The sequence below is a fragment of the Parachlamydia sp. genome (assembly GCF_050255895.1).
GTDB lineage: Bacteria > Chlamydiota > Chlamydiia > Chlamydiales > Parachlamydiaceae > Parachlamydia > Parachlamydia acanthamoebae.
Window position 1 is genome coordinate 1 of sequence record NZ_JBFWIR010000031.1, and the last position, 20,834, is coordinate 20,834.

19 protein-coding genes and 1 pseudogene are annotated in these 20,834 nt (G+C 37.6%); 14 read left to right on the forward strand and 6 right to left on the reverse strand.

The window, feature by feature from the left end; translation table 11 throughout:
- The 3 genes from AB7E63_RS06945 to ligD all read left to right on the forward strand — a co-directional run.
- Positions 1-276, forward strand: a 276-nt coding sequence (locus AB7E63_RS06945) for a DJ-1/PfpI family protein (protein ID WP_428419046.1), incomplete at its 5' end; no start/stop codon positions are given.
- A gap of 3 nt (positions 277-279) precedes the next feature.
- Positions 280-1,092, forward strand: coding sequence for a Ku protein (locus tag AB7E63_RS06950; protein WP_006341597.1), 813 nt, complete (start codon positions 280-282; stop codon positions 1,090-1,092).
- Between the two features lie 3 nt (positions 1,093-1,095).
- Positions 1,096-3,480 carry a DNA ligase D gene (ligD, locus tag AB7E63_RS06955; RefSeq protein WP_428419048.1) on the forward strand — a complete coding sequence of 795 codons (2,385 nt, stop codon included), beginning with the start codon at positions 1,096-1,098 and terminating at the stop codon, positions 3,478-3,480.
- A 158-nt stretch (positions 3,481-3,638) separates the two neighbouring features.
- Here the strand turns inward: ligD and AB7E63_RS06960 are convergent, their stop codons facing one another.
- Complete coding sequence (locus tag AB7E63_RS06960; RefSeq protein WP_144016283.1) at positions 3,639-3,926, reverse strand: hypothetical protein; 288 nt, start codon at positions 3,924-3,926, stop codon at positions 3,639-3,641.
- Positions 3,927-4,132: 206 nt separating this feature from the next.
- On the opposite strand from AB7E63_RS06960, the gene folK reads away from it, so the two are divergent.
- From folK to AB7E63_RS07000, 8 genes are all read left to right on the forward strand, one after another.
- A complete protein-coding gene (gene folK / locus AB7E63_RS06965) occupies positions 4,133-4,657 on the forward strand; it encodes a 2-amino-4-hydroxy-6-hydroxymethyldihydropteridine diphosphokinase (RefSeq protein ID WP_006341594.1) in 525 nt (174 codons plus the stop codon).
- A gap of 53 nt (positions 4,658-4,710) precedes the next feature.
- Positions 4,711-5,511 (forward strand): 3-deoxy-8-phosphooctulonate synthase, encoded by an 801-nt coding sequence (gene kdsA / locus AB7E63_RS06970; protein ID WP_408633523.1) that lies wholly within the window; start codon positions 4,711-4,713, stop codon positions 5,509-5,511.
- Positions 5,504-6,217 (forward strand): hypothetical protein, encoded by a 714-nt coding sequence (locus AB7E63_RS06975; RefSeq protein ID WP_006341592.1) that lies wholly within the window; start codon positions 5,504-5,506, stop codon positions 6,215-6,217. Before kdsA ends, AB7E63_RS06975 begins: the two co-directional genes overlap by 8 nt.
- Positions 6,217-7,659 carry a hypothetical protein gene (locus tag AB7E63_RS06980; RefSeq protein ID WP_006341591.1) on the forward strand — a complete coding sequence of 481 codons (1,443 nt, stop codon included), beginning with the start codon at positions 6,217-6,219 and terminating at the stop codon, positions 7,657-7,659. The genes AB7E63_RS06975 and AB7E63_RS06980 overlap by 1 nt, the downstream gene beginning before the upstream one ends.
- Before the next feature lie 10 nt (positions 7,660-7,669).
- Positions 7,670-8,398, forward strand: a complete 729-nt coding sequence (gene lptB / locus AB7E63_RS06985) for an LPS export ABC transporter ATP-binding protein (protein ID WP_006341590.1) — start codon at positions 7,670-7,672, stop codon at positions 8,396-8,398.
- Between the two features lie 545 nt (positions 8,399-8,943).
- A complete protein-coding gene (locus AB7E63_RS06990) occupies positions 8,944-10,458 on the forward strand; it encodes a hypothetical protein (RefSeq protein ID WP_428419051.1) in 1,515 nt (504 codons plus the stop codon).
- 286 nt (positions 10,459-10,744) lie between these two features.
- A complete protein-coding gene (locus tag AB7E63_RS06995) occupies positions 10,745-12,142 on the forward strand; it encodes an F-box protein (RefSeq protein ID WP_232503252.1) in 1,398 nt (465 codons plus the stop codon).
- Between the two features lie 102 nt (positions 12,143-12,244).
- The gene (locus AB7E63_RS07000; RefSeq protein WP_226987379.1) at positions 12,245-13,231 is read left to right on the forward strand and encodes a class I SAM-dependent methyltransferase; all 987 of its coding nucleotides are present in this window, start codon (positions 12,245-12,247) and stop codon (positions 13,229-13,231) included.
- On the opposite strand, the gene AB7E63_RS07005 is transcribed toward AB7E63_RS07000, so the two are convergent.
- Genes AB7E63_RS07005 through AB7E63_RS07015 form a run of 3 tightly spaced genes read right to left on the reverse strand, consistent with a single transcriptional unit; the run spans position 13,228 to position 16,973 of the window.
- Positions 13,228-14,487, reverse strand: coding sequence for a replication-associated recombination protein A (locus tag AB7E63_RS07005; protein ID WP_006341586.1), 1,260 nt, complete (start codon positions 14,485-14,487; stop codon positions 13,228-13,230). The genes AB7E63_RS07000 and AB7E63_RS07005 overlap by 4 nt on opposite strands.
- Before the next feature lie 6 nt (positions 14,488-14,493).
- The gene (locus tag AB7E63_RS07010; RefSeq protein WP_006341585.1) at positions 14,494-15,429 is read right to left on the reverse strand and encodes a M48 family metallopeptidase; all 936 of its coding nucleotides are present in this window, start codon (positions 15,427-15,429) and stop codon (positions 14,494-14,496) included.
- Positions 15,430-15,470: 41 nt separating this feature from the next.
- On the reverse strand, positions 15,471-16,973 hold the full coding sequence (locus AB7E63_RS07015; RefSeq protein ID WP_006341584.1) for a serine hydrolase: 1,503 nt from the start codon (positions 16,971-16,973) through the stop codon (positions 15,471-15,473).
- Between the two features lie 151 nt (positions 16,974-17,124).
- Here AB7E63_RS07015 and AB7E63_RS07020 point away from each other — a divergent pair, with 151 nt between their 5' ends.
- The 3 genes from AB7E63_RS07020 to AB7E63_RS07030 all read left to right on the forward strand — a co-directional run bounded on the left by AB7E63_RS07020 (position 17,125) and on the right by AB7E63_RS07030 (position 19,372).
- Positions 17,125-17,946, forward strand: a complete 822-nt coding sequence (locus AB7E63_RS07020) for a hypothetical protein (RefSeq protein WP_006341583.1) — start codon at positions 17,125-17,127, stop codon at positions 17,944-17,946.
- A gap of 64 nt (positions 17,947-18,010) precedes the next feature.
- Positions 18,011-18,919, forward strand: a complete 909-nt coding sequence (locus tag AB7E63_RS07025) for a TIGR01459 family HAD-type hydrolase (RefSeq protein ID WP_006341582.1) — start codon at positions 18,011-18,013, stop codon at positions 18,917-18,919.
- Positions 18,920-19,234: 315 nt separating this feature from the next.
- Positions 19,235-19,372, forward strand: coding sequence for an IS5 family transposase (locus AB7E63_RS07030; protein ID WP_006341581.1), 138 nt, complete (start codon positions 19,235-19,237; stop codon positions 19,370-19,372).
- A 162-nt stretch (positions 19,373-19,534) separates the two neighbouring features.
- Here the strand turns inward: AB7E63_RS07030 and AB7E63_RS07035 are convergent, their stop codons facing one another.
- Both AB7E63_RS07035 and AB7E63_RS07040 read right to left on the reverse strand, forming a co-directional pair.
- Positions 19,535-20,338, reverse strand: a complete 804-nt coding sequence (locus AB7E63_RS07035; RefSeq protein ID WP_226987378.1) for a hypothetical protein — start codon at positions 20,336-20,338, stop codon at positions 19,535-19,537.
- 116 nt (positions 20,339-20,454) lie between these two features.
- Positions 20,455-20,635, reverse strand: a pseudogene (locus tag AB7E63_RS07040) (IS5/IS1182 family transposase); the annotation flags it as partial.
- Between the last annotated feature and the right edge of the window lie 199 nt (positions 20,636-20,834).

The window sequence follows — 20,834 nt, forward strand, 5'->3', positions numbered from 1 at the left end:
CTTCCAAAAGTTTTGGAAATTACGCAACAATTTCACAAACAGAAAAAGCTCATCGCCTTTATCTGTCATGCTGGGTGGATTCCGATCTCTGCAAAAATCATCAATGGCATCAAGTGTACATCCTATATATCCATTAAAGATGACATGGTGAATGCGGGTGTTAAATGGGTTGATGAAGCCGTTGTTGTTGACCAACATTTTATCTCAAGCCGTTCTCCTGACGACCTTCCTAAGTTTTGTCCAGCCATCATTGAATATCTCTCAAAAAAAGGATAATTTATGCGAGCCATTTGGAAAGGTGCGTTAAGCTTTGGTTTAGTAAATATCCCGATTCAGATGTATACAGCTAGTCATGACAAAGAGATCTCATTTGTGATGCTTCATAAGAAGGATCATTCCCAAATTCGATATGCGAGAATCTGTAAAGCTGAAGGCAAGGAAGTTCCTTGGAATGAAATTGTGAAAGGCTATGAATATGAAAAAGGGGATTACGTTGTATTAGATGATAAGGACTTTGAAAAAGCCAATCTAAAAAAGACGAAAACCATTGAAATTGTAAATTTTGTCGATGAGAACGAGGTAGATACCATTTATTACTCGAAACCTTATTTTTTAGAGCCAGACAAAAATGCTTTCAGTGCCTACAGTTTATTACGTGAAGCTTTAAAAAAATCTAAAAAAGTGGGCTTAGCAAAATATATCCTGCGCAATCGTGAGCATTTAGCCGTGATAAAAGTTTACGAAAATATGCTGATACTCAATGAGCTGCGCTACCAAAATGAATTAGTCAAAGTGGAAGACCTAAAAATTCCAGCAGTGGGGAAATCCACGGGAAAGGAAATCGACATCGCCATTCAGCTCATTGATCACTTGACCGTTCCTTTTGAACCTCAAGATTTCAAAGATACCTACATGGAAGAAATCAAGCAGATTATCAAACAGAAAGCCAAGGGACGTCCTGTACACCCTAAAACGGAAGAACCCAAATCAACCAAAGTACACGACATCATGTCTCTCCTTCAAGCAAGCTTAGAAAGCAAAAAAAATCCGCCAAAAAAAACGCCTAGAAAAACGCATAAAAAGGCGATGTAATCGATGAGCTTGGGAGAATACCGCTCTAAACGAGATCTAAACAAAAGCAAAGAACCCTCTGCCGGAAAAAATAAACGTTCTGATGCTTTAAACTTTTGCATTCAAAAGCATGCCGCAAGGCGCTTACATTATGACTTTCGTTTAGAATACAAAGGAGTTCTTTTAAGTTGGGCCGTGCCAAAAGGGCCTTCACTTGACCCGTATGATAAACGGCTAGCCATCCAAGTGGAAGACCATCCTCTTGATTATCAATATTTTGAAGGAACTATTCCCAAAGGCAATTATGGCGCTGGTAAAGTGGAAATATGGGATCGAGGAACATATACGGTGCCCCATGGAACCACGCGAGAGGAAATTGAGAAATATCTCACAATAGGTTTAAAAAAAGGGCATTTTGCCGTCATTTTGCACGGTGAAAAACTACAAGGAGAATTTGTTTTTCAAAAGCTCAAGCAAGATGCAGAAGACACGGCATGGCTTTTAATTAAAAAAGAAGATGCTTTTGCGACAGAAACAGACCACGAAAAGCCTGCTAAGCAAGTCAAAATGCCAGAATTTGTGACTCCTATGCTGGCCACATTAGCTGATCATCCTTTCAGTAGCGAAGATTGGCTTTTTGAAATCAAATGGGATGGCTATCGGGCCTTAGCCTTTATAGATCCAAACAATGTGCAGTTAAAGTCACGCAATCGCATTCTTTTAAATGATCGCTTCCCGGTTATTGTGGATAGCTTGAAAAAAGTGAATGACAAAGTCATTTTTGATGGTGAACTAGTCGTTTTAGACTCTGCAGGTAAATCTGACTTTCAACTCATGCAAAATTATCAAAAAGATCATGCAGGGGTACTCTACTATTATGTGTTTGATCTTCTGTATAAAGAGGGTCAAGACCTGCGCAATCTTCCCCTTATTGAACGCAAGAACCTTTTGAAAAAGTTGTTAAAGGAGTTAAATCTTCCCTTAATTCGTTATAGCGATCATATCGTGAAGGATGGAGAGGATTTTTATAAAGAAGCTGTAAAAAATAAGCTGGAAGGAATTATTGGCAAAAAAGTGACCAGCACATATCAATCTAGAAGAAGTCAAGATTGGGTAAAAATTAAAACAGCCTTGCGACAAGAAGTTGTGATTGGGGGTTTCACTGAGCCGCGTGGATCCCGTAAAAAATTTGGAGCGCTATTAGTTGGCGTTTATGATGATCAAGGAGAGCTACATTATGTTGGACATGTGGGAGGGGGATTTACCGACGAATTGTTGGAGGATGTTTATAAGCAGCTATTGCCATTGAGTCAAAAAAAATCGCCTTTCAAAAATATACCTAAACCCAATATGCCTGTGACCTGGATTAAACCTAAACTTGTATGTGAAGTTTCATTTGCTGAATGGACAAAGGATGACATTATGCGACAGCCTATTTTTCGAGGCCTAAGAATAGATAAGAACCCTAAGGAAGTTAAAAAGGAAATCCCAACAGCCAGTGAGGAAAAAAAAGGGAGAACAAGTAAACGACAAGAATTGGAGCTAACCAATTTAGATAAGCTGTATTGGCCCAAGGAAAAATATACCAAAGGGGATCTCATTGCGTATTATCAAAAAGTAGCTCCTTATCTATTGCCTTACCTTAGAAATCGCCCCATTACTTTACACCGTTTTCCTGATGGAATTGAGGGCAAAGACTTTTACCAAAAAAATATAGATTTTTCTCACCCCGATTGGTTGAAAACATTTCCTGTTCAGCACGAGGGGAAAGTGGATCATTATCTCATGATTTCAGATCTACGCAGCTTGCTTTATGCTGTGAATCTTGGATCCATTGATTTGCATCCTTTTACATCGCGTTGCAAAAATTTGGAAAAACCGGATTATTGTATTATCGATTTGGATCCTCATGATATCGCATTTGAAAAAGTGATAGAAATTGCCAGTGCGACACACGAGCTATTAGAAAGAGCGAAGATTAAAAACTACTGCAAAACATCGGGTGGAAAAGGACTGCATATTTTTATCCCTTTGCATGCGAAGTATGACTATGAACAATCCAAGGAATTTGCCCATGTGATTGCGCTATGTATACACAAGCAATTTCCTACAATCACTTCTGTCGAGAGAAGTCCTCAAAGCAGGCCAAAAAAAATTTACTTGGATTATCTACAAAACCGTGCTTTGCAAACTATTGTGGCTCCCTATTCAGTGCGTCCACGACCTGGTGCACTTGTTTCTACGCCCCTTTTGTGGGAAGAGGTAAAACCGGGTTTAGATCCAAAAGATTTTGATATACACACCATTTTAAAACGTCTCGATAAAATGGGGGATATCTTTAAGCCAATTTTGGGGGGTGGTGTCAACATGCAGACAGCCTTAAACCGTTTAAAAAAGATGTTCATTTAACAAAAAATAAAAGTTCAGTGTTTAAAAATGCTCTTATTGACCTGAATGAGCAAGCTTTTCTCTATTCGAAAAGTTCCTCCACCGTATGATTATCGAAATAAAGCATAAAAAACAGAATTAAGATGTCTTTGATCTCTCAAGTCTCCATTCCATTTGCTCTAGTTGAAAGGGCAGCCGGATCCCAAACAAGAGCCATCAGGTCCATAGGGATGGCCATTCGGACAGAAGCCGTAAAAGGCTTGTTTGTGATAAAAAAAGCCATGTTCATCTTGTTCAATTATATTGACAAAATGCAGGCGACCTTCCTCCATGACAAATAGATGCGTGTCGATAAAAACAATTTGATCAGCAGATAAATAGACTTTTGTAGTTTGTGTAGAAGCAAAGCATGCTGTAGATAAGAAGATTAACAATATGCTTATCATTCTTTTGGTGTAAAGCATCATTATTCCTTTTGGTAAGGGGGGTTTTTGTAAAAATAATGACAAATAAAAATATTAATTGAAAGTGATTTCTACACGGCACAGTCTGAAAGATTTTTTCTGGATAAATATGTGTAGGCAGGGGTATGATGGATCTGAATTTTACTTAATCCATTTAGCAATCAATTATTTACGTTAAATAGTTGACCAGCATTCAAGGAGAGATCCACGTGAAAAAAGCTTTTGTAGGTCTAGGAGGAAACATTGGAGATAGCTGTTCAATCCTAGGACAAGCACTAAAGCACATTGAACAACTTTCAGGTGTTTTTGAACTTAAAGTTTCCTCATTTTATTTAACGACTCCTGTTGGACCTATTTTACAAGATCATTTTGTAAATGCCGTTTGCTGTTTTGACACAGCTTATTCGGCCACAGATCTATTGACTTATCTCCAAAATATTGAAAAATTGTTGGGAAAAGTAGACAAGCCGAAGAATGCCCCACGCATCATTGATTTAGATTTGCTCTTTTTTGACACGGAAGTACATGTGACCCCTCGGCTTCAAGTTCCCCATCCTCGTTGGAAAGAGCGTTTGTTTGTTTTGACACCCTTAGCAGACTTAGTCGATGAATTAGACGTTCCCTCTCTCGACAAAAAAGAGCTTGTACGTGTCAATTTACCCCAGCTCTTGCGTGAATTTCCGAATATGCACCAAGAAACAGTGTCCTTTCTTCAAGAAAAAATAGCGATTTAAGTGAGTACAATATGAAAAAAGAAAAATCTCAATTGGCAGTGAAAGACTTTTACATTGGCCAAAAAGATCTTGTGATTATGTCAGGACCGTGTGTCATCGAAAGTGAAGAGCATACACTTAAAGCTGCGGAAACACTTCAAAAAATCTTTGAACCTTTTAAATCAGTCAAACTCATCTTTAAATCGAGCTATGATAAAGCAAATAGAACCTCTGTACATTCTTTTCGTGGACCTGGATTAGAAGAGGGGTTGCGTATTCTTCAAAAAGTTCGCGAACAAACGGGATTGGCTGTTGTCACAGACATTCACTCTGCTGAAGAAGCTATTGCAGCAAGTCAAGTGTGCGAAATTATCCAAATTCCTGCTTTTTTATGCAGACAGACAGATCTGATTATTGCTGCAGGAAAGACTGGGGCAATAGTCAATGTGAAGAAAGGGCAATTTATGGCTCCTTGGGATATGAAGAATGTGGTAGAAAAAATCCATTCAACTGGCAACCATCAGGTGATTCTAACGGATAGAGGTGCGTCTTTTGGATACAATAATCTAGTTAGCGATATGCGTGCCATTCCGATCATGCAACAATTTGGTGTACCTGTTTGCTTTGATGCGACGCACTCTGTCCAGTTGCCTGGAGGACAGGGAAGTGTATCGGGAGGACAGCGTGAATTTATCCCTGTTTTAGCTAAGGCGGCAGTGGCGGCTGGGGTAGATTGTCTATTTATAGAATCACATCCAGACCCTAAGCATGCTAAAAGCGACGCAGCAACAGTTATGGATTTTAAAGAATTGCCGAAACTACTTAGATTACTGGAATCTCTGTATCAACTCATGCGACAGGATTTAGATGAGTAAGCGCCCCTTTTCTTTCTTAAAAGCTTCTCGATTGCTATTTACTCTTTTTTTTGTGATGTTTGTTTTGCTGATGGCTTATTTGGTTATTCCTGATCCAGAAGCAGAAGCTTTTTATCACAATTTGACAGGATCGCAAAAAAATGTGAGTAAGAATGATTATCATCTTCAGCAGCAACGTAAAGGCGTCGTGAAAGAAATTCTCTTTAATGAAGGCGCTGAACTGCGTAAACTTCGTTTAGAATGTCAGGATGCAGAGATTTTATTTATCGAAAAAGATGGAAAAGGTGAAATCCAGGAAAGAATGTATGATGTGATTGGTCGAATGCAAGAAAAATTGTATTACGTCTTGCCAGACGGTCGTCTAGCCTTTGGCATTCCTAATCATTTTTTTCAAATGGAAGAATTGGAAGTCCATGGGCAAAAGATCCCCTTTAAAGACTCTGGGGCGGTGCCAATGCAAACAATCAATTATTTTGAAGCTGATTCTGCCGTTTATACTTTTCGTCATGAAAAGTTTATGGCAGATCAAGTGCAAGTCTTTCGGTACACACTCCCTTCCCATATTTTAATGCAGCCCCTATCCGAAGCTTCTCCAAGCATGACCGCCTTTGCTGCTAAAGTGGAATTTTCATTAAAAAATAAAAAGCTTAACTTAGATGCAAGCCAATTTAAAGGGCGACTTGAGTTACCTGAGAGGGATCTGTAATGCGTTTTCTCAAAGGAAAAATTGGACTTATTTTTTTAATGATAAGCGGATCTCTAGCAGCTACAGATACTCTCATCGTAGAATCGGAAACCGCCTCTTGTTATGGTAAGGAAATTTTCTTGAAGGGGAATGCAATTGTTGAGCATTCCTTGGGGCGCATCTCCGCGCAACAAATTGATTTAATACAAGATCAAAAATTGTATGCATTAAACATGCATGAGAATGTTCATATCCACTTAAAAGGTGGGGGACAACTCGAATGTGGAGATGCAGAGATTCTATGCGAGCAATTGACTGGGGTTTTTAAAGCAACGGATAGTCAACCTGAAGTTATCTATACAGAAAAGACAGCTCAAGACATATACTTAACTGTTAAAAGCCGCAAAATGACAGTTGAGTTAACGCGTGAAAATGAGGATTTGAAATTTGACAAAATTCAAGCTCAAGAGCAGGTTTCAGTTAATTACAATGACGTTTTTACTGCATTTGGAGAGCTCTTAATCTACGATCGGCCCCTCCAATTCAAGTCAAAAAAAATGCAAGGAAATCTTTCTCTTCAAGGGGTAACAACTGAGCAGGAATGTCGTCTTCTGACTGCAGAAGGAGATTTTATCAGGTCACAGCACGTGACCATTGATATGCAAAAAAAATGCTCACTTTTTACAAAACCCCAAGGTGAATTGAAAACAATCGCTAAAGGAATTGTTGTTTTTTCTGCGGATTTTATGCATTGGGATGACTCTCAGCATCTACTCATTCTTGATGGGGATGTTAAAATCAATCAGCAGGGAATTGGACATATGACAACGGATCATAAGGTCATGCTCCAACGTGCTTATTTTGATGGAAAGTGGCAAATTCGCACAATTCGAGTTCCTGGCAAATGTCTGTTGATTCATGAAGATAGCGAGAAGAATGCGTTTCCCCACACGTTGATGTGCTATGGGGATCTGGAAATCGATCGTCTTGCATTCAAAACATTTCTTAAAAGTCCCACAGATAGCAAAGGAAATGTTTTGCGTGAAAATCAAATCCATTATGTAGATTCTATTGGTGAAATCTACGCGGATTCAATCACTATTTCTTATACGCAAAAACAAGCAACAGTCGTTCCTTCTCTAATTGTTTTTGAGGGAAATGTGTATATTTGCAATCAATGTGGGGATGGGAACGCGGCTAACCTTTTAAAGGAATATGTTTTAGCCGATAAAGTGGAATATCATCCTCAAACGAAAGAAATGTACCTTTCAGCTAATCATGGAAGGCGAGTTCTTTTCTATGATAAAATTGACAATTTGCAAGTAAGCGCTCCTTCGCTTAAAATCAAGCGTGATAACATGCGCAAGAGGGACACCGTGCAAGGATATGGGGACGTTCGTTTTAGTTTTATCGAGCATGAATTTGATAAATTAAAAAGCCGGTTTTTACTGGATAAAAAATAATGGTGAATCAATGACAACGCCCTGTTTACAAGTTAAAAAATTAGTGAAGTCTTACGGTGGAAGAACCGTTGTCAATGGTTTGTCATTTGAAGTCAACCAGGGGGAAGTTGTGGGATTGCTCGGGCCTAATGGAGCCGGTAAAACCACAGCTTTTTACATGACAGTTGGTTTAATTCGACCGGATAAGGGAGAAGTTATCTTTCAAGGGCAGGATGTCACTCGTCAACCCATGCATTTGCGTGCCAGGATGGGGATGGGATATCTAGCGCAAGAACCCTCTGTATTCCGTTATTTAACCGTTGAAGAAAACATTTTGAGTATTCTGGAAGGACTAGAGCTAAGTCGAGCAGATCAAAAACTCAGATTAGAACAACTTCTTGCTGAATTACATCTTGAGCATTTAGCGAAGAAGAAAGCCATTGCTCTTTCAGGGGGCGAGCGTAGACGTCTAGAAATTACGCGTGCTCTCGTTACAAATCCAACCTTTTTGATGCTGGATGAGCCTTTTGCAAACATCGATCCCATTTCTGTAGATGAAGTCAAAGAAATGATTTCCCATCTTTCAAATAAAAATATCAGCATTTTAATCACAGATCACAATGCACGGGAGATTTTCTCTATTGTGGATCGCAGTTACCTTGTTTTTGAAGGTAAAGTCATGCTTTCTGGAACAGTTGATGAGCTCGTGCAAAATCCAGAGGCTCGCAAAGGATATTTTGGTGAGCAGTTTAAACTGTAAATTTCAAAACTTTATTTTTTGACACATCGAAAGTTCATTTGTTAACTTTTCTTCAAAGTTTTTATTTGAATTTTAGGATATTGTTTTCAATCATTAGATCTACTTTATTACCGTAAAAATAAATCCACACCTAGAACTTCTAATTTGTGCTAATATGTACATAAATTTCTGTAAAAATAATCGAGTGTATAACATAATCGGTTTTTAAAAATTTCAAACAGAGAGTTTATATGCCATCTTTAATTGCTATTAATTCGGATGAATTTCATGAAAATTTAACAGGGATTAAAGCGATTAGTGAGAAAGATGATTTTTATTTGACGACTAAGCTGACTGGAAGTAAAAAATTAAATGGAAAAATTTTAAATTGGTTTAAGAATTTTATTAATTCCATCTTTAAAGCTCATATTGCACAAACAACTCCTTTAAAAGTCGCAAATGTTGTGTATCTACTCGCTGAGAAAAATCAAGAATTTTTGACAAATCATGATAAAGAGATTTTAATTAATATTGTAAAAAGAATCGAGCTCAAAGGCCAAAAACATGTGAAAGGCAAAGAGCGTGATTTCGGTGCGATTATTCAAAAAATAAAATCATTAAACAATCTGAATATACCCCAGCCTGTTTTTGGTAACGATATTCCCGATCAAGCATCAGCTAAAGACATATTTAATGAAACTTGGGGGAAAATGCCTCAAGAAACATTTGAACATATTTTGCAGTATCTAGAAGATGATTCTCCAAATTTTTTAAAAATAAACCATCAGTGGCACCGTACGATAATCAATAATGAATGCTCAACCGTTAAAAGATTTGTTATTTCTTTGATTCATTTTTTGAACGAACAAGACTCTAAATCTCCCCTGAATCTATTCAAAGACAGCTTATTTTCAACTGATTTAGATCAAGTTAGTTTGCAAAATATATTCGATAAAAAAATAGAATTAGCTGAGCTAATCAAAACGATTCCGCTCGACTGCTTAAATGAACTGGATAGTTGCTTTGGAGGGATACTTAAAAAGACATTAGTCTTTAACGATTTTTTTATTATTGCATTACTTATGAATAAGCTTTACGAGTCGGATCTCAAGGAGAATGAAGATCTTTTTAAAGAAAGTTTGGAGAAAATTTCTCTCTGTTTCCGTGTCGGAAAAATTAGCAAGAAAGGTTCCCTTCAAATTATTAAAAAGCTGACGAGTTCAAACTATCATACAAATTCTTCTGTTGAAGGGAATCATTCTTTAAAAGCCATAACTATTTTATTGGCTCAAAAAGGACTCATTAAAGAAGCCATTGAGGTCGGAAATATGGTTTCAGATGAGGCAATTGCATTAAGCATGTTTAAAGATGTTTTTCATGTTTTAGACGAGCAAAACCAGTTGGATCATGCCCTAGATTTTATAAAAGAATCTACATCAAATCTCTACGTAAATTATGAAACAAGTTTTGATTGTTTTTCCTCCGAAAAAGTAGCACATTCTGTAGAAGAAAATAAAAAGTTTTTTTCATCCATCCCAGAGCAGTGGCCTGATAATTACGAACTGGATGATGCCGTAAATACCCTTTTTACAAGGTTTGATTTGTATAGTCTTTTCGAAATTTATGCCGAAAAAAAAGATTGGGGCAAAGCTCGTGAACACATCGAAAAAATCGAAGAAGGATTTTTCAAAGATGCTGCGCGTATAGCCTTCACAAAAGTCTGTCTTGATTTCAGCCAAACAGACCTGGCTCTTATAATAGCGCTTGATATCTCCGAACGTTCAACCAAAAGAGATGCATCTTTGGAAACAATTGCATTTTCATTTGTAGCAGAGAATGAGATGGGCAAAGCAAGAAAAATGATAGATTTAGTAAAAGATATAAAAATACAAATATCAATTATTAATGAAATAAATTCTTTTTTATTTAGAAAAGGTAAATTTGAGGAGGCCTACAAATATATAAAAACAATTTCTTCTCCTGAGGTGTATGAAAAAATGCTCGCCTACATTATCGAAAAATTTCCGGAAGAGTATGGAAGGATAGTGCAAGCAGAACTAAATACGACTGAAGAAGTATGAATTTCCCTATTGATTTTTAAATTGTACAAAAGCAGCTCCTATTTTATTTTTTAATAAATACATCATCCGATTACTTTCCAAAAGCCTACTGCTTAGGTAGTTATATAAAAAAATATTGATATTAAATCATGTTTAATATATTATTTTAATATTCGCTTTCGACTCTTTCATTTCTTTTTATTCAAAAACACATTCTCTAGCTTTCTATAAAAAATATATTAAAAATGGAATAATTATGAACGTTAACGGTGGGGCCGGAAAAGTTTATAATCAGAAGCACTTTTCCTTGGAAAATGAAGAAAATGGATTAATGGAAACTTTAATTCCTTATGAAGTTCTTCAAATAATTATCTATAATTTAGATGATAAAAACTTTGTAAATTCTCGTTTAGTAAATAGACGATGGAACTCCGCATACAAAGATACTGGTAAAATTAAAATAAGAAAAAATCAAAATGCAACTCGGATTTTTCTTGGGCTATTCAAAAGTTCATCTGAACTGAGATCTATCTTCGGTCAGTATTTGGAAGAGCGTACTTTTATAAAAGAGAATTTTAAGCAGAATGCTAAAGATTTTGAAGTCCTTTTACCCCAATTAAATTGGGTAGATAAAAGAGATTTTAAAAGTTTTTCCAAGAACTTTTTGGAAAAGGCTGCAGAAACTGAAGCAAAAGTTGAGCGGCTTGTTAGCATTCTAGAAAATGAATTAGGCAAGCATAAAAATTTAGTAATCTTTCTTGAGAAATTTTTGGATCAAGTTGATAATTGCCAAGATTATTTAAAATTTTTGGAGTTAGAGGCTAAATTTAACAAACATCTGCAGTTAGCTTTTTACAGAAGCATAAAAATGCTTCATTTTAATGACTTAGATGATTTACTTAAATCTCTTGAAGAGACAGGCGTATCGAATAATTTTTATCATCTAAATCCTATTATTCAAACATTACATGACATTACAAACCCAGAAACGAGTGAAAAAGAGCTAAATATATTAGTCAAAAAATTAATGCAAGACGAGCAAATCGATCCATCCATCACGATTGATATTACCCTCAAAATTATTATGAAAACGAAGCATTCGGCTTTGCGAGAGTGGGGTGAATACATTGCTATAAATAAATTAAATGTGGGCGATGTTGAGAAAATCGTACGGATTGTTAATAACATCCCTACTTCAGGTTTTCGAAGTTTAATGATTGAAAGCATTTTTGACGCATATATGAAGCAAAGAGATTTGCAAAGAGCGGTTTTATTGGCTAACATGAAGCCAATCGAAACATCTTCAAACGCCATTCTTACCATTTTAGATGAAGGAAGGAAGGTAAAAGACTTCACTGTTATTCTAAAATTAATGGAATCCATACAGGATGAAAACATCAAAAAGAAAGTGATAAATGGTTTTGCTAATCAATTGGTCAGCCGAAGTCGAATTGATGAAATTTCAGCTCTTGTGAAAATTGCAAAGGGAATGGAGCCTCAGGAAGATGAGTTAATCTCTTATGTAGATAGTTTACTGTCTTCTATTGCATTGCAATTTGCTGAGATTGAAAATTTTTCTCAAGCACGCGCATTTGCAAAAAAAATCCAATCGAAAAAGTTAAAAAAGACTATTCTAGCTAAGGTAAATCTGAAAAGTCCCCCAGGAAGAATTAAGTCTGTTTTGGCACATTTAGCAGGTAAATAATCGAGAGAGGAAGTGTTTGGCTACGGCCAAACACTTTTCTTTTGTTGTGGGGTTTGCCAAGGTTATGCTATTCTATCTTTTCTTATCTATTTTAGTGTTAGTATGAATGAAATCATTGTATCCCTTCCCAATATTGCGGATGGGGAAGATAAAAGTTCCATTTTAGGAAATCGCATTCGCAAAAATTATCGCCATATTCGCAAATGGGCTAAGCGTACCAATACGGATTGCTTTCGCATTTACGATCGAGAAATTCCTCAATATCCTTTAACGATTGATTTTTATGATGGACGCTTTTGTGTGCACTATTTTTCGCGCACACGTGAAAAAGAAGAGCTTCCAGCTGAATTAGAGGTGGAAGTGGTCCAAGTTTTATCAAAGATTTTTGCAATCAATCCAGATAAGGTTTTTTGGAAAACGCGTGCTAAGCACAAGGAAACACGGCAGTATGAAAAAGAAGATGATTCCAGAGAATTTTTTAGCGTTTTAGAATATGGAGTCAAATTTCGTATCAACTTATTGGATTATTTAGATACCGGTCTTTTTCTCGATCACCGGGAAACGCGTCAGCTTGTGGCTGCGACAGCTAATGGGAAGCGTCTTCTTAACTTATTTGCTTACACATGCTCATTTAGTGTCCAGGCTGCCGCTGCAGGCGCAAGTTTTACGAAAAGCGTGGATATGTCAAATACTTACACGGCTTGGGGAGAAAAGAATTTTCTATTAAACAAATTTTCTCTTAAAAATAATCCAGTTGTACGTGCTGACTGCCTAAAATTTTTAGATCAGGAAATCCGATCAGGAGAGAAATATGACATCATTGTGATCGATCCTCCTACTATTTCCCGTTCAAAAAAAATGGATCAGCTTTTTGATGTACAAGTCGACTACATTTATTTGATCTCTAAGTCTCTAAAGCTTCTTTCTCCTGAAGGGGTGATTTATTTTAGCACGAATTCACGCAAATTCGTTTTTGATGAGTCGAATTTTGCTGGCTGTAAGATTTTTGAGATTTCTTCGAAGACATTGCCAATTGATTTTCATGATCCTAAAATTCATCGCTGCTGGAAAATTGTCAAGTCTGCTTAAGATGACAATTTATTTCTAAGATTACCGAAATAATCCAATCGTTTTTTCATCTCTCGCTCAAATCCTCTTTCTACGGGCTCATAAAAGCTTTGTCTTTCCATTTCTTCTGGAAAGTAGTTTTGACCAGAAAAACCATGCGGAGTGTCATGGTCATACATGTAACCTTGGCTGTAGCCGAGTTCTTTCATGACACGCGTTGGGGCATTTAAAATGGTGGCAGGAGGATTAAGGTGGGACGTTTGCTGAGCGATCTGTTTAGCTTGCTTAAAGGCCATGTATGTTGCGTTACTTTTGGGGGCTAGGGCCAGATAAATGACAATCTGAGCGAGTGCTAATTCACCTTCTGGCGATCCCAGCATTTGATAGGCATCTCGTGCGGCAATTGTGAGAGGGAGGGCTTGTGGATCAGCTTGACCTACATCTTCAGAGGCGACTCGGATAAGTCGCCTAGCTAAATATAGCGGATCTTCCCCCCCATTTAGCATCCGCGCAAACCAATAGAGCGCTGCATCTGGATCAGACCCTCTGATTGCTTTATGAAGGGCAGAAATTAAATTGTAATGTTGATCAGAAGCTTGATCATAAACAGGGGAGCGGGCCTGCAAAATAGTTTGTAAGCGCTGTACATCAATAGGTTCTATGCTTTCCACATTTTCAATGTTTTCTAAGAGATTATAAAGATAGCGTCCATCTCCCTGAGAGAGTTGGATCAGGTAACGGCGTGCTTGGTCATCTAAATTTAACTTTTTTACACGTGTTTCATAGCGTTGTAAGAGTTGTTCCAAAGCAATATCATCGAGGGGATTAAGTTTTAGGACACGTGTGCGAGAAAGAAGGGCATCATTTAGATAAAAGGAAGGATTTTCGACAGTTGCTCCAATTAAGACGATTGATCCTTTTTCAAGAAAGGGGAGGAAGGCATCTTGCTGGGCTTTATTAAAACGGTGAATTTCATCCACAAAAAGCAGTGTGCCTTTAAATAAAGGACGTTCTTCCGCTTCTTTGACCACTTTTTTTAAGTCGGCCACGCCGCTAAAAATGGCGCTTAGCGACTGGAATGGAATATTAAAAGCTTGGGCATATAAACGGGCGATTGATGTTTTTCCTGTACCAGCAGGACCCCATAAGATGATTGAAAGAGGCTTTCCTTGCTTGATTGTGCGGGTAATGAAACCATCTGGACCTAAAAGATGAGGCTGCCCCACAATCTCTGTAAATGAAGAAGGACGTAAACGTTCAGATAGCGGGGGCAGCATTGTCTCTCATCTTTGAAGTTGTTGAAGAAGCTCTAATAAACTAGGTTGACGTTGTTGTTCTTGCACACTTGAATTGCGAAATAGCTCTTTTAGATTTTTTCCTTCGGTCACATTTGGACCTGGAGGATGTTCTTTTAAGTAGGCTTTAATTTGTTCAATGCGAAGATCCGGGTCAGGGTGCGTTTGAAATATAGCGGGTGTTTGGCTTTTGCCACCAGCTTTCTTTAAAATTTCCATCACTTCAATCATTGCTCTAGGATCATAGCCAGTCTCTTCCATTAATTTTAACCCCCATTGGTCAGCTTCAGATTCATCATGCCTGCTGTAACGCAGCTGAATCATTTGGTTGACTAAAGAGGCTAGCATTGTAGCATTGTAGCCCCCACCTTGCCCTTGTGAGTCACTAGCAGCTGTCCCAACAGCTAGAATGAAAAATTGCCCCAGTTGACTCTTTGACATTTGCTGGGCGGCATGTCTTTCGATGACATGTCCCATTTCGTGGCTCAAAACTCCGGCAAGTTGCGCCTCTGTTTGGAGCTCTTTAAGTAGTCCCCATGTGATAAAAATTTGTCCACCAGGTAAAGCAAAAGCGTTCACTGTATCTGCGTCAGCCAATAGATGAAATTCAAATTTCCAAGGACTTTTTTTGGCTTGGGTATGATTGACAATCCAATTACCCATTTTTTGGACCTCTTGCGTTCTTGGGTCACTTACTGGAAGTTCGCCACCCATTTCTCGGGCCATCTCAGGAGCAGATTCAAGCCCCAAGCTCACTTCCTGCGCAGGAGTAATAGAAACATGCTGCTTTTCGCCAGTCACTGGATTTTCTTGACTTTGGCTCATGAACATAAACAAGCCAAAAAGGATAATTAAGCCTGCAACGATGAGTCTGCTACCAATTCCTCGTTGCTGAGGGGATTGCATATTTGGATCAAATGACATGATTCTTCTCCTTCATCATTTATTCAAGAACCATCTAAAATTCATTTTTTTATAAAATCTCCCGCCCCTTCTTTAGATAAAAACTCTAACTGCACAGTGGAGACAATCCCGTCTTTATTTAACAAAAACGAAACCTTGGAGGGGAGCTCTCCACTAAAAGGGTCTTCTAAAGTAAAAATATCTCGGTCCCAATGGGAGAGAGTGAAAGTTTGCGTTATTTTGCCTAATGAAAGAACCAAATTTTTATTTTCTATTTTTACAAGAAGCTCGCCATAGATAGGATTGATATAAGTTCCTGTATATAAATGCAGGGGAAGAGGAGGCGAAATATTTTGAGGAGCTTCTGTTTTAGGTTCAGCTTTTTGAGATTGCTCTAAAAAGTGTTGACTCCAATTTTTGTCTGGCTTGCCAAAGTACTGGTCAAAAAATTGCAAGGCAAGGGCTAAAGCTAAACGGGTGTTTCTGACATTGGTTAAAATCACGATGCCTAATTTTTCTTCTGGAATGAAGGCGGCGACATTGTAAACTCCCAAAGTGGATCCGTCATGTAGAATGACAGGATAGGGGGTATTTTCTATATGGAGCCAGCCTTGTGCATAAAACATGTTATGTTCTTCTAATTCCCCTGCATAAATGCCAGGACGTCTTAAAAAACGCATGTTCTTTTTGGAGACAAGCTCCACACCTTCAAATTGCCCCTGATTGGCTTGTAAAATTAACCATTTCGACATGTCACTAACCGTGGAATTGATCCCTCCAGCAGGTCCCAGAGTATAATTCCAGTTAAGAAAAGGAAAATCTTCTTTCACTATTTCGGTGGACCCATTTTTTAAACGCATCAGCCATTCTGCTCGATTGGGCGAAGCTAAGTATTCGTGTAGTGAAGCGTTTGAATTTTTCATGTTTAACGGAACAAAGATTTCTCTGTGCAGAAGAATCGGGAAGGTTGCAGATAGCTTATTTTCCAAGATTTTGGAAGCGACTAAGAAAAAGCTATTTTGGTAGGCATAATCAGCACGAAAACTAGTGAGGGGTTTGATATAGGCGAGGTGGTGAAAAATTTCATCTGCAGAAAATCCTAGAGTCGCTTGATAATCACCTGCATAAGGAGGCAATCCACTTCGTTGTGCGCACAAGTCATTGACCTGAAATTCTGCTGTGACCCATGGATCGTACAAGTGAAAAGAGGGCAAGTGATGGATCACTTTATCTTCCCATTTTAATAAATCACGATCATTCGCAATCGCGAGCAATGTAGAAGTAAATGCCTTGCTTAAGGAACCGATTTGGAAAAGTGTATTTTGGTCCACTGGTTGAGTATTTTTGATTCCTCGTTGACCAAATCCCTTTTCTAAAACCACATCTTGATCTTTTACAATCGCAATGGCCATACCGGGAATTTTCCAAAGGACCCTCTGTTCTTCAGCATACTTCTCAAAATTTTTGAGAAGAGCAACCATTTTTTCATCAGCGGGAGATGCGGCAGATAAAGAAAAGAAAGCCGAAACAAGAATCGATCCAAATAAAATAAATCGGTGAAGCATTGCTCTTCCTAGTAAGGTTTCTATTATGCTGTACAAGTATCAAAAACATTTTTTTTATTCAAGCAAAGTAAAAATAAAACGATAATATTTTATTTCATTGATAAAATAATTGTTTGATATAATAGATTTAAAACCATAAGGAGTTGAGATTATGGATATTAATAGCCAGTTACCTAGTAATCATTCCAATCCTTCCATCCCTTTTAATCAGCCTTCACAAAGTGTGGAATTTGATCGATTGATGGCGCAATCTCAATCTAATAACCTCCCTTTTTTAACAGGCATATTAAGTTTAGAAAATTTGAAAAAAATTGAGCTTGGTGAAACCGATCATGTTGAAATTCGGATGACGCATGATTTACTTGAATTCGTTGAAGCTATTAAAAATAATACGGCTGTGATGATTCAAACTTCTCATGCAAATACACCTGTATTTAAATTTTCTAAAGAAATTAACCGATTAATCCATGACCAGCATGTGCATGAATTTACAGTTTCCCTAGGAGATCAAACGAAAGGATATCATCGCAATGCTGTTCAAACAGAAAAATATGTTTTAGAAGATATGAGGGCACTGGATGCTCACTTTTTAGAAGAATTAACGTTATTTTTTCAAGGGAACCATCAAAATTCACAAGACAGCTATAAAGAGCAGCAAAAGTCTATTGCAAGCGATTATCAAAAATCTCAGCAGCGGCTAGGCAAAATGCGGGAACGCGCTCTATTAAATCAGGAGAAAGAAGAAGACCACCCAAAAATAGAAATGGAAAAAGAGAAAGTTCCATTACCAGAAAAAGCGGTTGGTGAAGGCACCTTATTTGATCAAATCGTTGATAAACAAGAACGCGCAAGTATCGAAGCGCAAGAACAAAAAGAACAAACAGCAGAAGTGGAATTAAAAAAAACAGCCAAAGCAAAAAACCTTCAGATTGATGGGGATAACATTTCTATGGCCAAAAGAGAAGGCAGCTAAAAAATTAAAGCTTGCTGTGTCAGGGGGGTCTTGTTAAACTGATTTTTTTTAAGGAGACCCCTCTATGAATGAAATGCCTTTCCCCATCTATCCCAGCCTTTCTCACATCGTTTCCGATTTTAGAGGCGTTTTGTTAGACGCATATGGTGTTTTTTGGGGCGGCAATTCCACCGGTCTTATTCCTGGTGCTAAAGAAGCGATGGAGCATTTAGTTGCCAGTGGAAAAGTGGTGGGTGTTTTATCAAATTCTACGCAACTCGCTTCAAAGGAAATAAAGAAATTGGAGGGACATGGAATTCTTGAAGGTAAACACTTTCACTTTCTTGTGACTTCAGGAGAAATTACTCGAGAAATTTTTTTAAATGAAGCCTTGCCCTTTCAGACCAACTATAAAAAATTTTGGGTATTTGGGGGCATTCATCCTCACTTCTCTTCACATGAATTGATTTTTCAAGGAACAGCTTATAGGGAAACATCTGATCTTGACGAAGCAGATTTTATTTATACTGGTATTCCACACATTGAAGGAGAGGATCAGGAAGATCCTGAAATTTTCCGGCAGAAAATTCAAGAAGTGATCAAGAAAAAATTGACGTTAATCTGTTCGAATCCCGATCGATTTGCTCATGAAGGCAATCCTCCCAAGCCAGTTGTCAGACAAGGTAGCATTGCTGCGATCTATGAAGAGTTGGGAGGATCAGTCTTCTATATTGGTAAGCCTTATCCAACAGCTTATGCGAAAGCAATAGATTGTTTTGCGCAAAATAAGATCCACGACCTTTCAGAAATTTTAATGGTAGGAGATACCCCTGAAACCGATATTCGAGGGGCTCGTCAATGTGGCATTCCTTCTGCGTTAATTCTTCAAACCGGAATGATGAGAGATCGCATTGCATCGCAGGGGTTGGAAAATGCTATAAAAAATCTTTCTGATCATCCAAATTTCTTTATTGGCCGATTAGGCGATATTTGAAAAAGCATAATCATTCATTTTTGCGAGCATAGTAAAATTTAAAAATAATCTTTATTTGTAATTCCTAGTTGCTTGATGAGATTCTAAGCAGTCATTATACAAGTTTTAAAAGCATATTCAATTTCATCAACTGTTGCACCTTAAAATGTAATGACTGTTTTTAACCCCTCCGCGGAAAATATGGGCTTAGTTATCATAAATGACATTACTTATTATAGCTTGTTGATAAAACCCAAAATTTAGCTTTATTAGGATAATCAATAAATTTTGGGAGAACATGAGAAAGCAATACTCAAGCGATTTAACTGATTCTGAATGGCAGAAATAAAGCACTTATTTGAAATGGATTATGCAAAAAGTGGTAGACCTTTTGTACACTCTAAAAGAGAACTTTTAAACGCTATCTTATATATTTTAAGAACCGGTTGTGCTTGGCGTGATTTCCCTGATTGAAAAGCTGCGCAGTTTCAGCGCTGAAAATCTACGGGAGTTTTTGAGGAACTTAATACAATTTTAAGAAAGAAGCTGCGCATATTGGTCTAAAAAAGGGAAGAGAAAAATAATTTTAGTCGATCGAAGAGCGACTTAACCTACAAGTCCCATTTTCATATGAGATTACTTATATTTTGCGTAGAATGCTGCTGCATCTTGGAGCTCTTTTAAAGCAGTTTCATGATAGCACTTTTCCAACCAAAAATCACGTTCACGTTTTCGAGATTCTCTCATCTCTGGAGAATTGAACGGATCCGGAGAATCGACTTTGAATTTTTCGGCCCGCAGTAATGGCACGCGTGTTTCATATATAGCTTTGTCTAGTCTGGCTATTTCTTCAGTCAATTTTGCTTCAATACGCGTGTGTTCAGCATTAAAAAAACGTGTAAGTTCATCGAAATCGAGTTCAACAGAATCTTGAATGCTTATTCTTATTTTCTGCAAGCGGTTAACATTTCCGAATGCTTTATATATAGGTAGAAAAGGGCCGAGTGCGCATGCGGTAAGGATTCCTTTAAAAGTTAAAGGAGTCTTTGCGTGGTACATATTGTAGCCTGTAAGACACGCATAAGCTACACCAGCACTCACCGTGATTCCCGCCACAGGTGGGGCGATTATGGCTCCAGCAACTAATCCAAAAACTCCTACGGCTATAATCGTAATCCCTAGAGCTGTTCGAAATATGGCAAAAATTTTATCTTTCACCTCATTATCTTTAGTCTTATGCCATTTTTTCGTCACTTTAGCTAACTCGTTAGCACGATCTCTTAAAGGGGAATGTCGAAGTGCTTCAGGTGCATTGGAGAATTTTTTGAAGATAGATGCTGAACCAGGTGAGTACTCGGGAATTTTATCAATGGGTACTAAATGATTCTCATTTAAAACCATTTTAGTATAATCCTGTTTACTTTTGAATGATATGGACATGGCGATCTATCTTTATTAGATAAGTAAGCTGCCAATTATAACATTCATAAAGAAAAGTTTCTATGTAAATGTTTATCTCCCTTCTTCTCCGGGAGGTAGATTGATTGGGGGGCAATTAAGCATATCATGGAGGTTGTTAGATAAACAGCGGAGAAAAAAATCCGAGCAGTCTTGTCATAGTGGCTATTCCTTGATATTGCTTCAATTAGCAAAAAAATTCTCAATTAGATGCCTCGCTTTATAATGATGCTTATCATATTTCATCGGTTCTTTAGCATTCCTCCTTGATAGAATGACGATGCCCTTTCCCGCTTTCTTCAAATGAATAATCACTTTCTCCTTAGTCCTAAATACTTTGTCAGCTATCACAATCTTCGCTTGCATTTCAAAAAGTAATAAATCTGCTCACTCTAGATTCGGGGCTTGTCCTAGATTTAAAGCAAAACTGATCAGAGCATATCGCTTCATAAACAACTCCTTGGAATCGTTTAGTTTA

Coding starts and splice junctions, on each gene's coding strand:
- AB7E63_RS06960 (WP_144016283.1), bottom strand. CDS start 3,926: ATGATGCTTTACACCAAAAGAATGATAAGCATATTGTTAATCTTCTTA.
- AB7E63_RS06980 (WP_006341591.1), top strand. CDS start 6,217: ATGCGTTTTCTCAAAGGAAAAATTGGACTTATTTTTTTAATGATAAGC.
- AB7E63_RS07005 (WP_006341586.1), bottom strand. CDS start 14,487: ATGCTGCCCCCGCTATCTGAACGTTTACGTCCTTCTTCATTTACAGAG.
- lptB (WP_006341590.1), top strand. CDS start 7,670: ATGACAACGCCCTGTTTACAAGTTAAAAAATTAGTGAAGTCTTACGGT.
- AB7E63_RS07030 (WP_006341581.1), top strand. CDS start 19,235: ATGGCAGAAATAAAGCACTTATTTGAAATGGATTATGCAAAAAGTGGT.
- AB7E63_RS07015 (WP_006341584.1), bottom strand. CDS start 16,973: ATGCTTCACCGATTTATTTTATTTGGATCGATTCTTGTTTCGGCTTTC.
- AB7E63_RS07010 (WP_006341585.1), bottom strand. CDS start 15,429: ATGTCATTTGATCCAAATATGCAATCCCCTCAGCAACGAGGAATTGGT.
- AB7E63_RS07035 (WP_226987378.1), bottom strand. CDS start 20,338: ATGTCCATATCATTCAAAAGTAAACAGGATTATACTAAAATGGTTTTA.
- AB7E63_RS07020 (WP_006341583.1), top strand. CDS start 17,125: ATGGATATTAATAGCCAGTTACCTAGTAATCATTCCAATCCTTCCATC.
- AB7E63_RS06975 (WP_006341592.1), top strand. CDS start 5,504: ATGAGTAAGCGCCCCTTTTCTTTCTTAAAAGCTTCTCGATTGCTATTT.
- AB7E63_RS07000 (WP_226987379.1), top strand. CDS start 12,245: ATGAATGAAATCATTGTATCCCTTCCCAATATTGCGGATGGGGAAGAT.
- AB7E63_RS07025 (WP_006341582.1), top strand. CDS start 18,011: ATGAATGAAATGCCTTTCCCCATCTATCCCAGCCTTTCTCACATCGTT.
- ligD (WP_428419048.1), top strand. CDS start 1,096: ATGAGCTTGGGAGAATACCGCTCTAAACGAGATCTAAACAAAAGCAAA.
- AB7E63_RS06950 (WP_006341597.1), top strand. CDS start 280: ATGCGAGCCATTTGGAAAGGTGCGTTAAGCTTTGGTTTAGTAAATATC.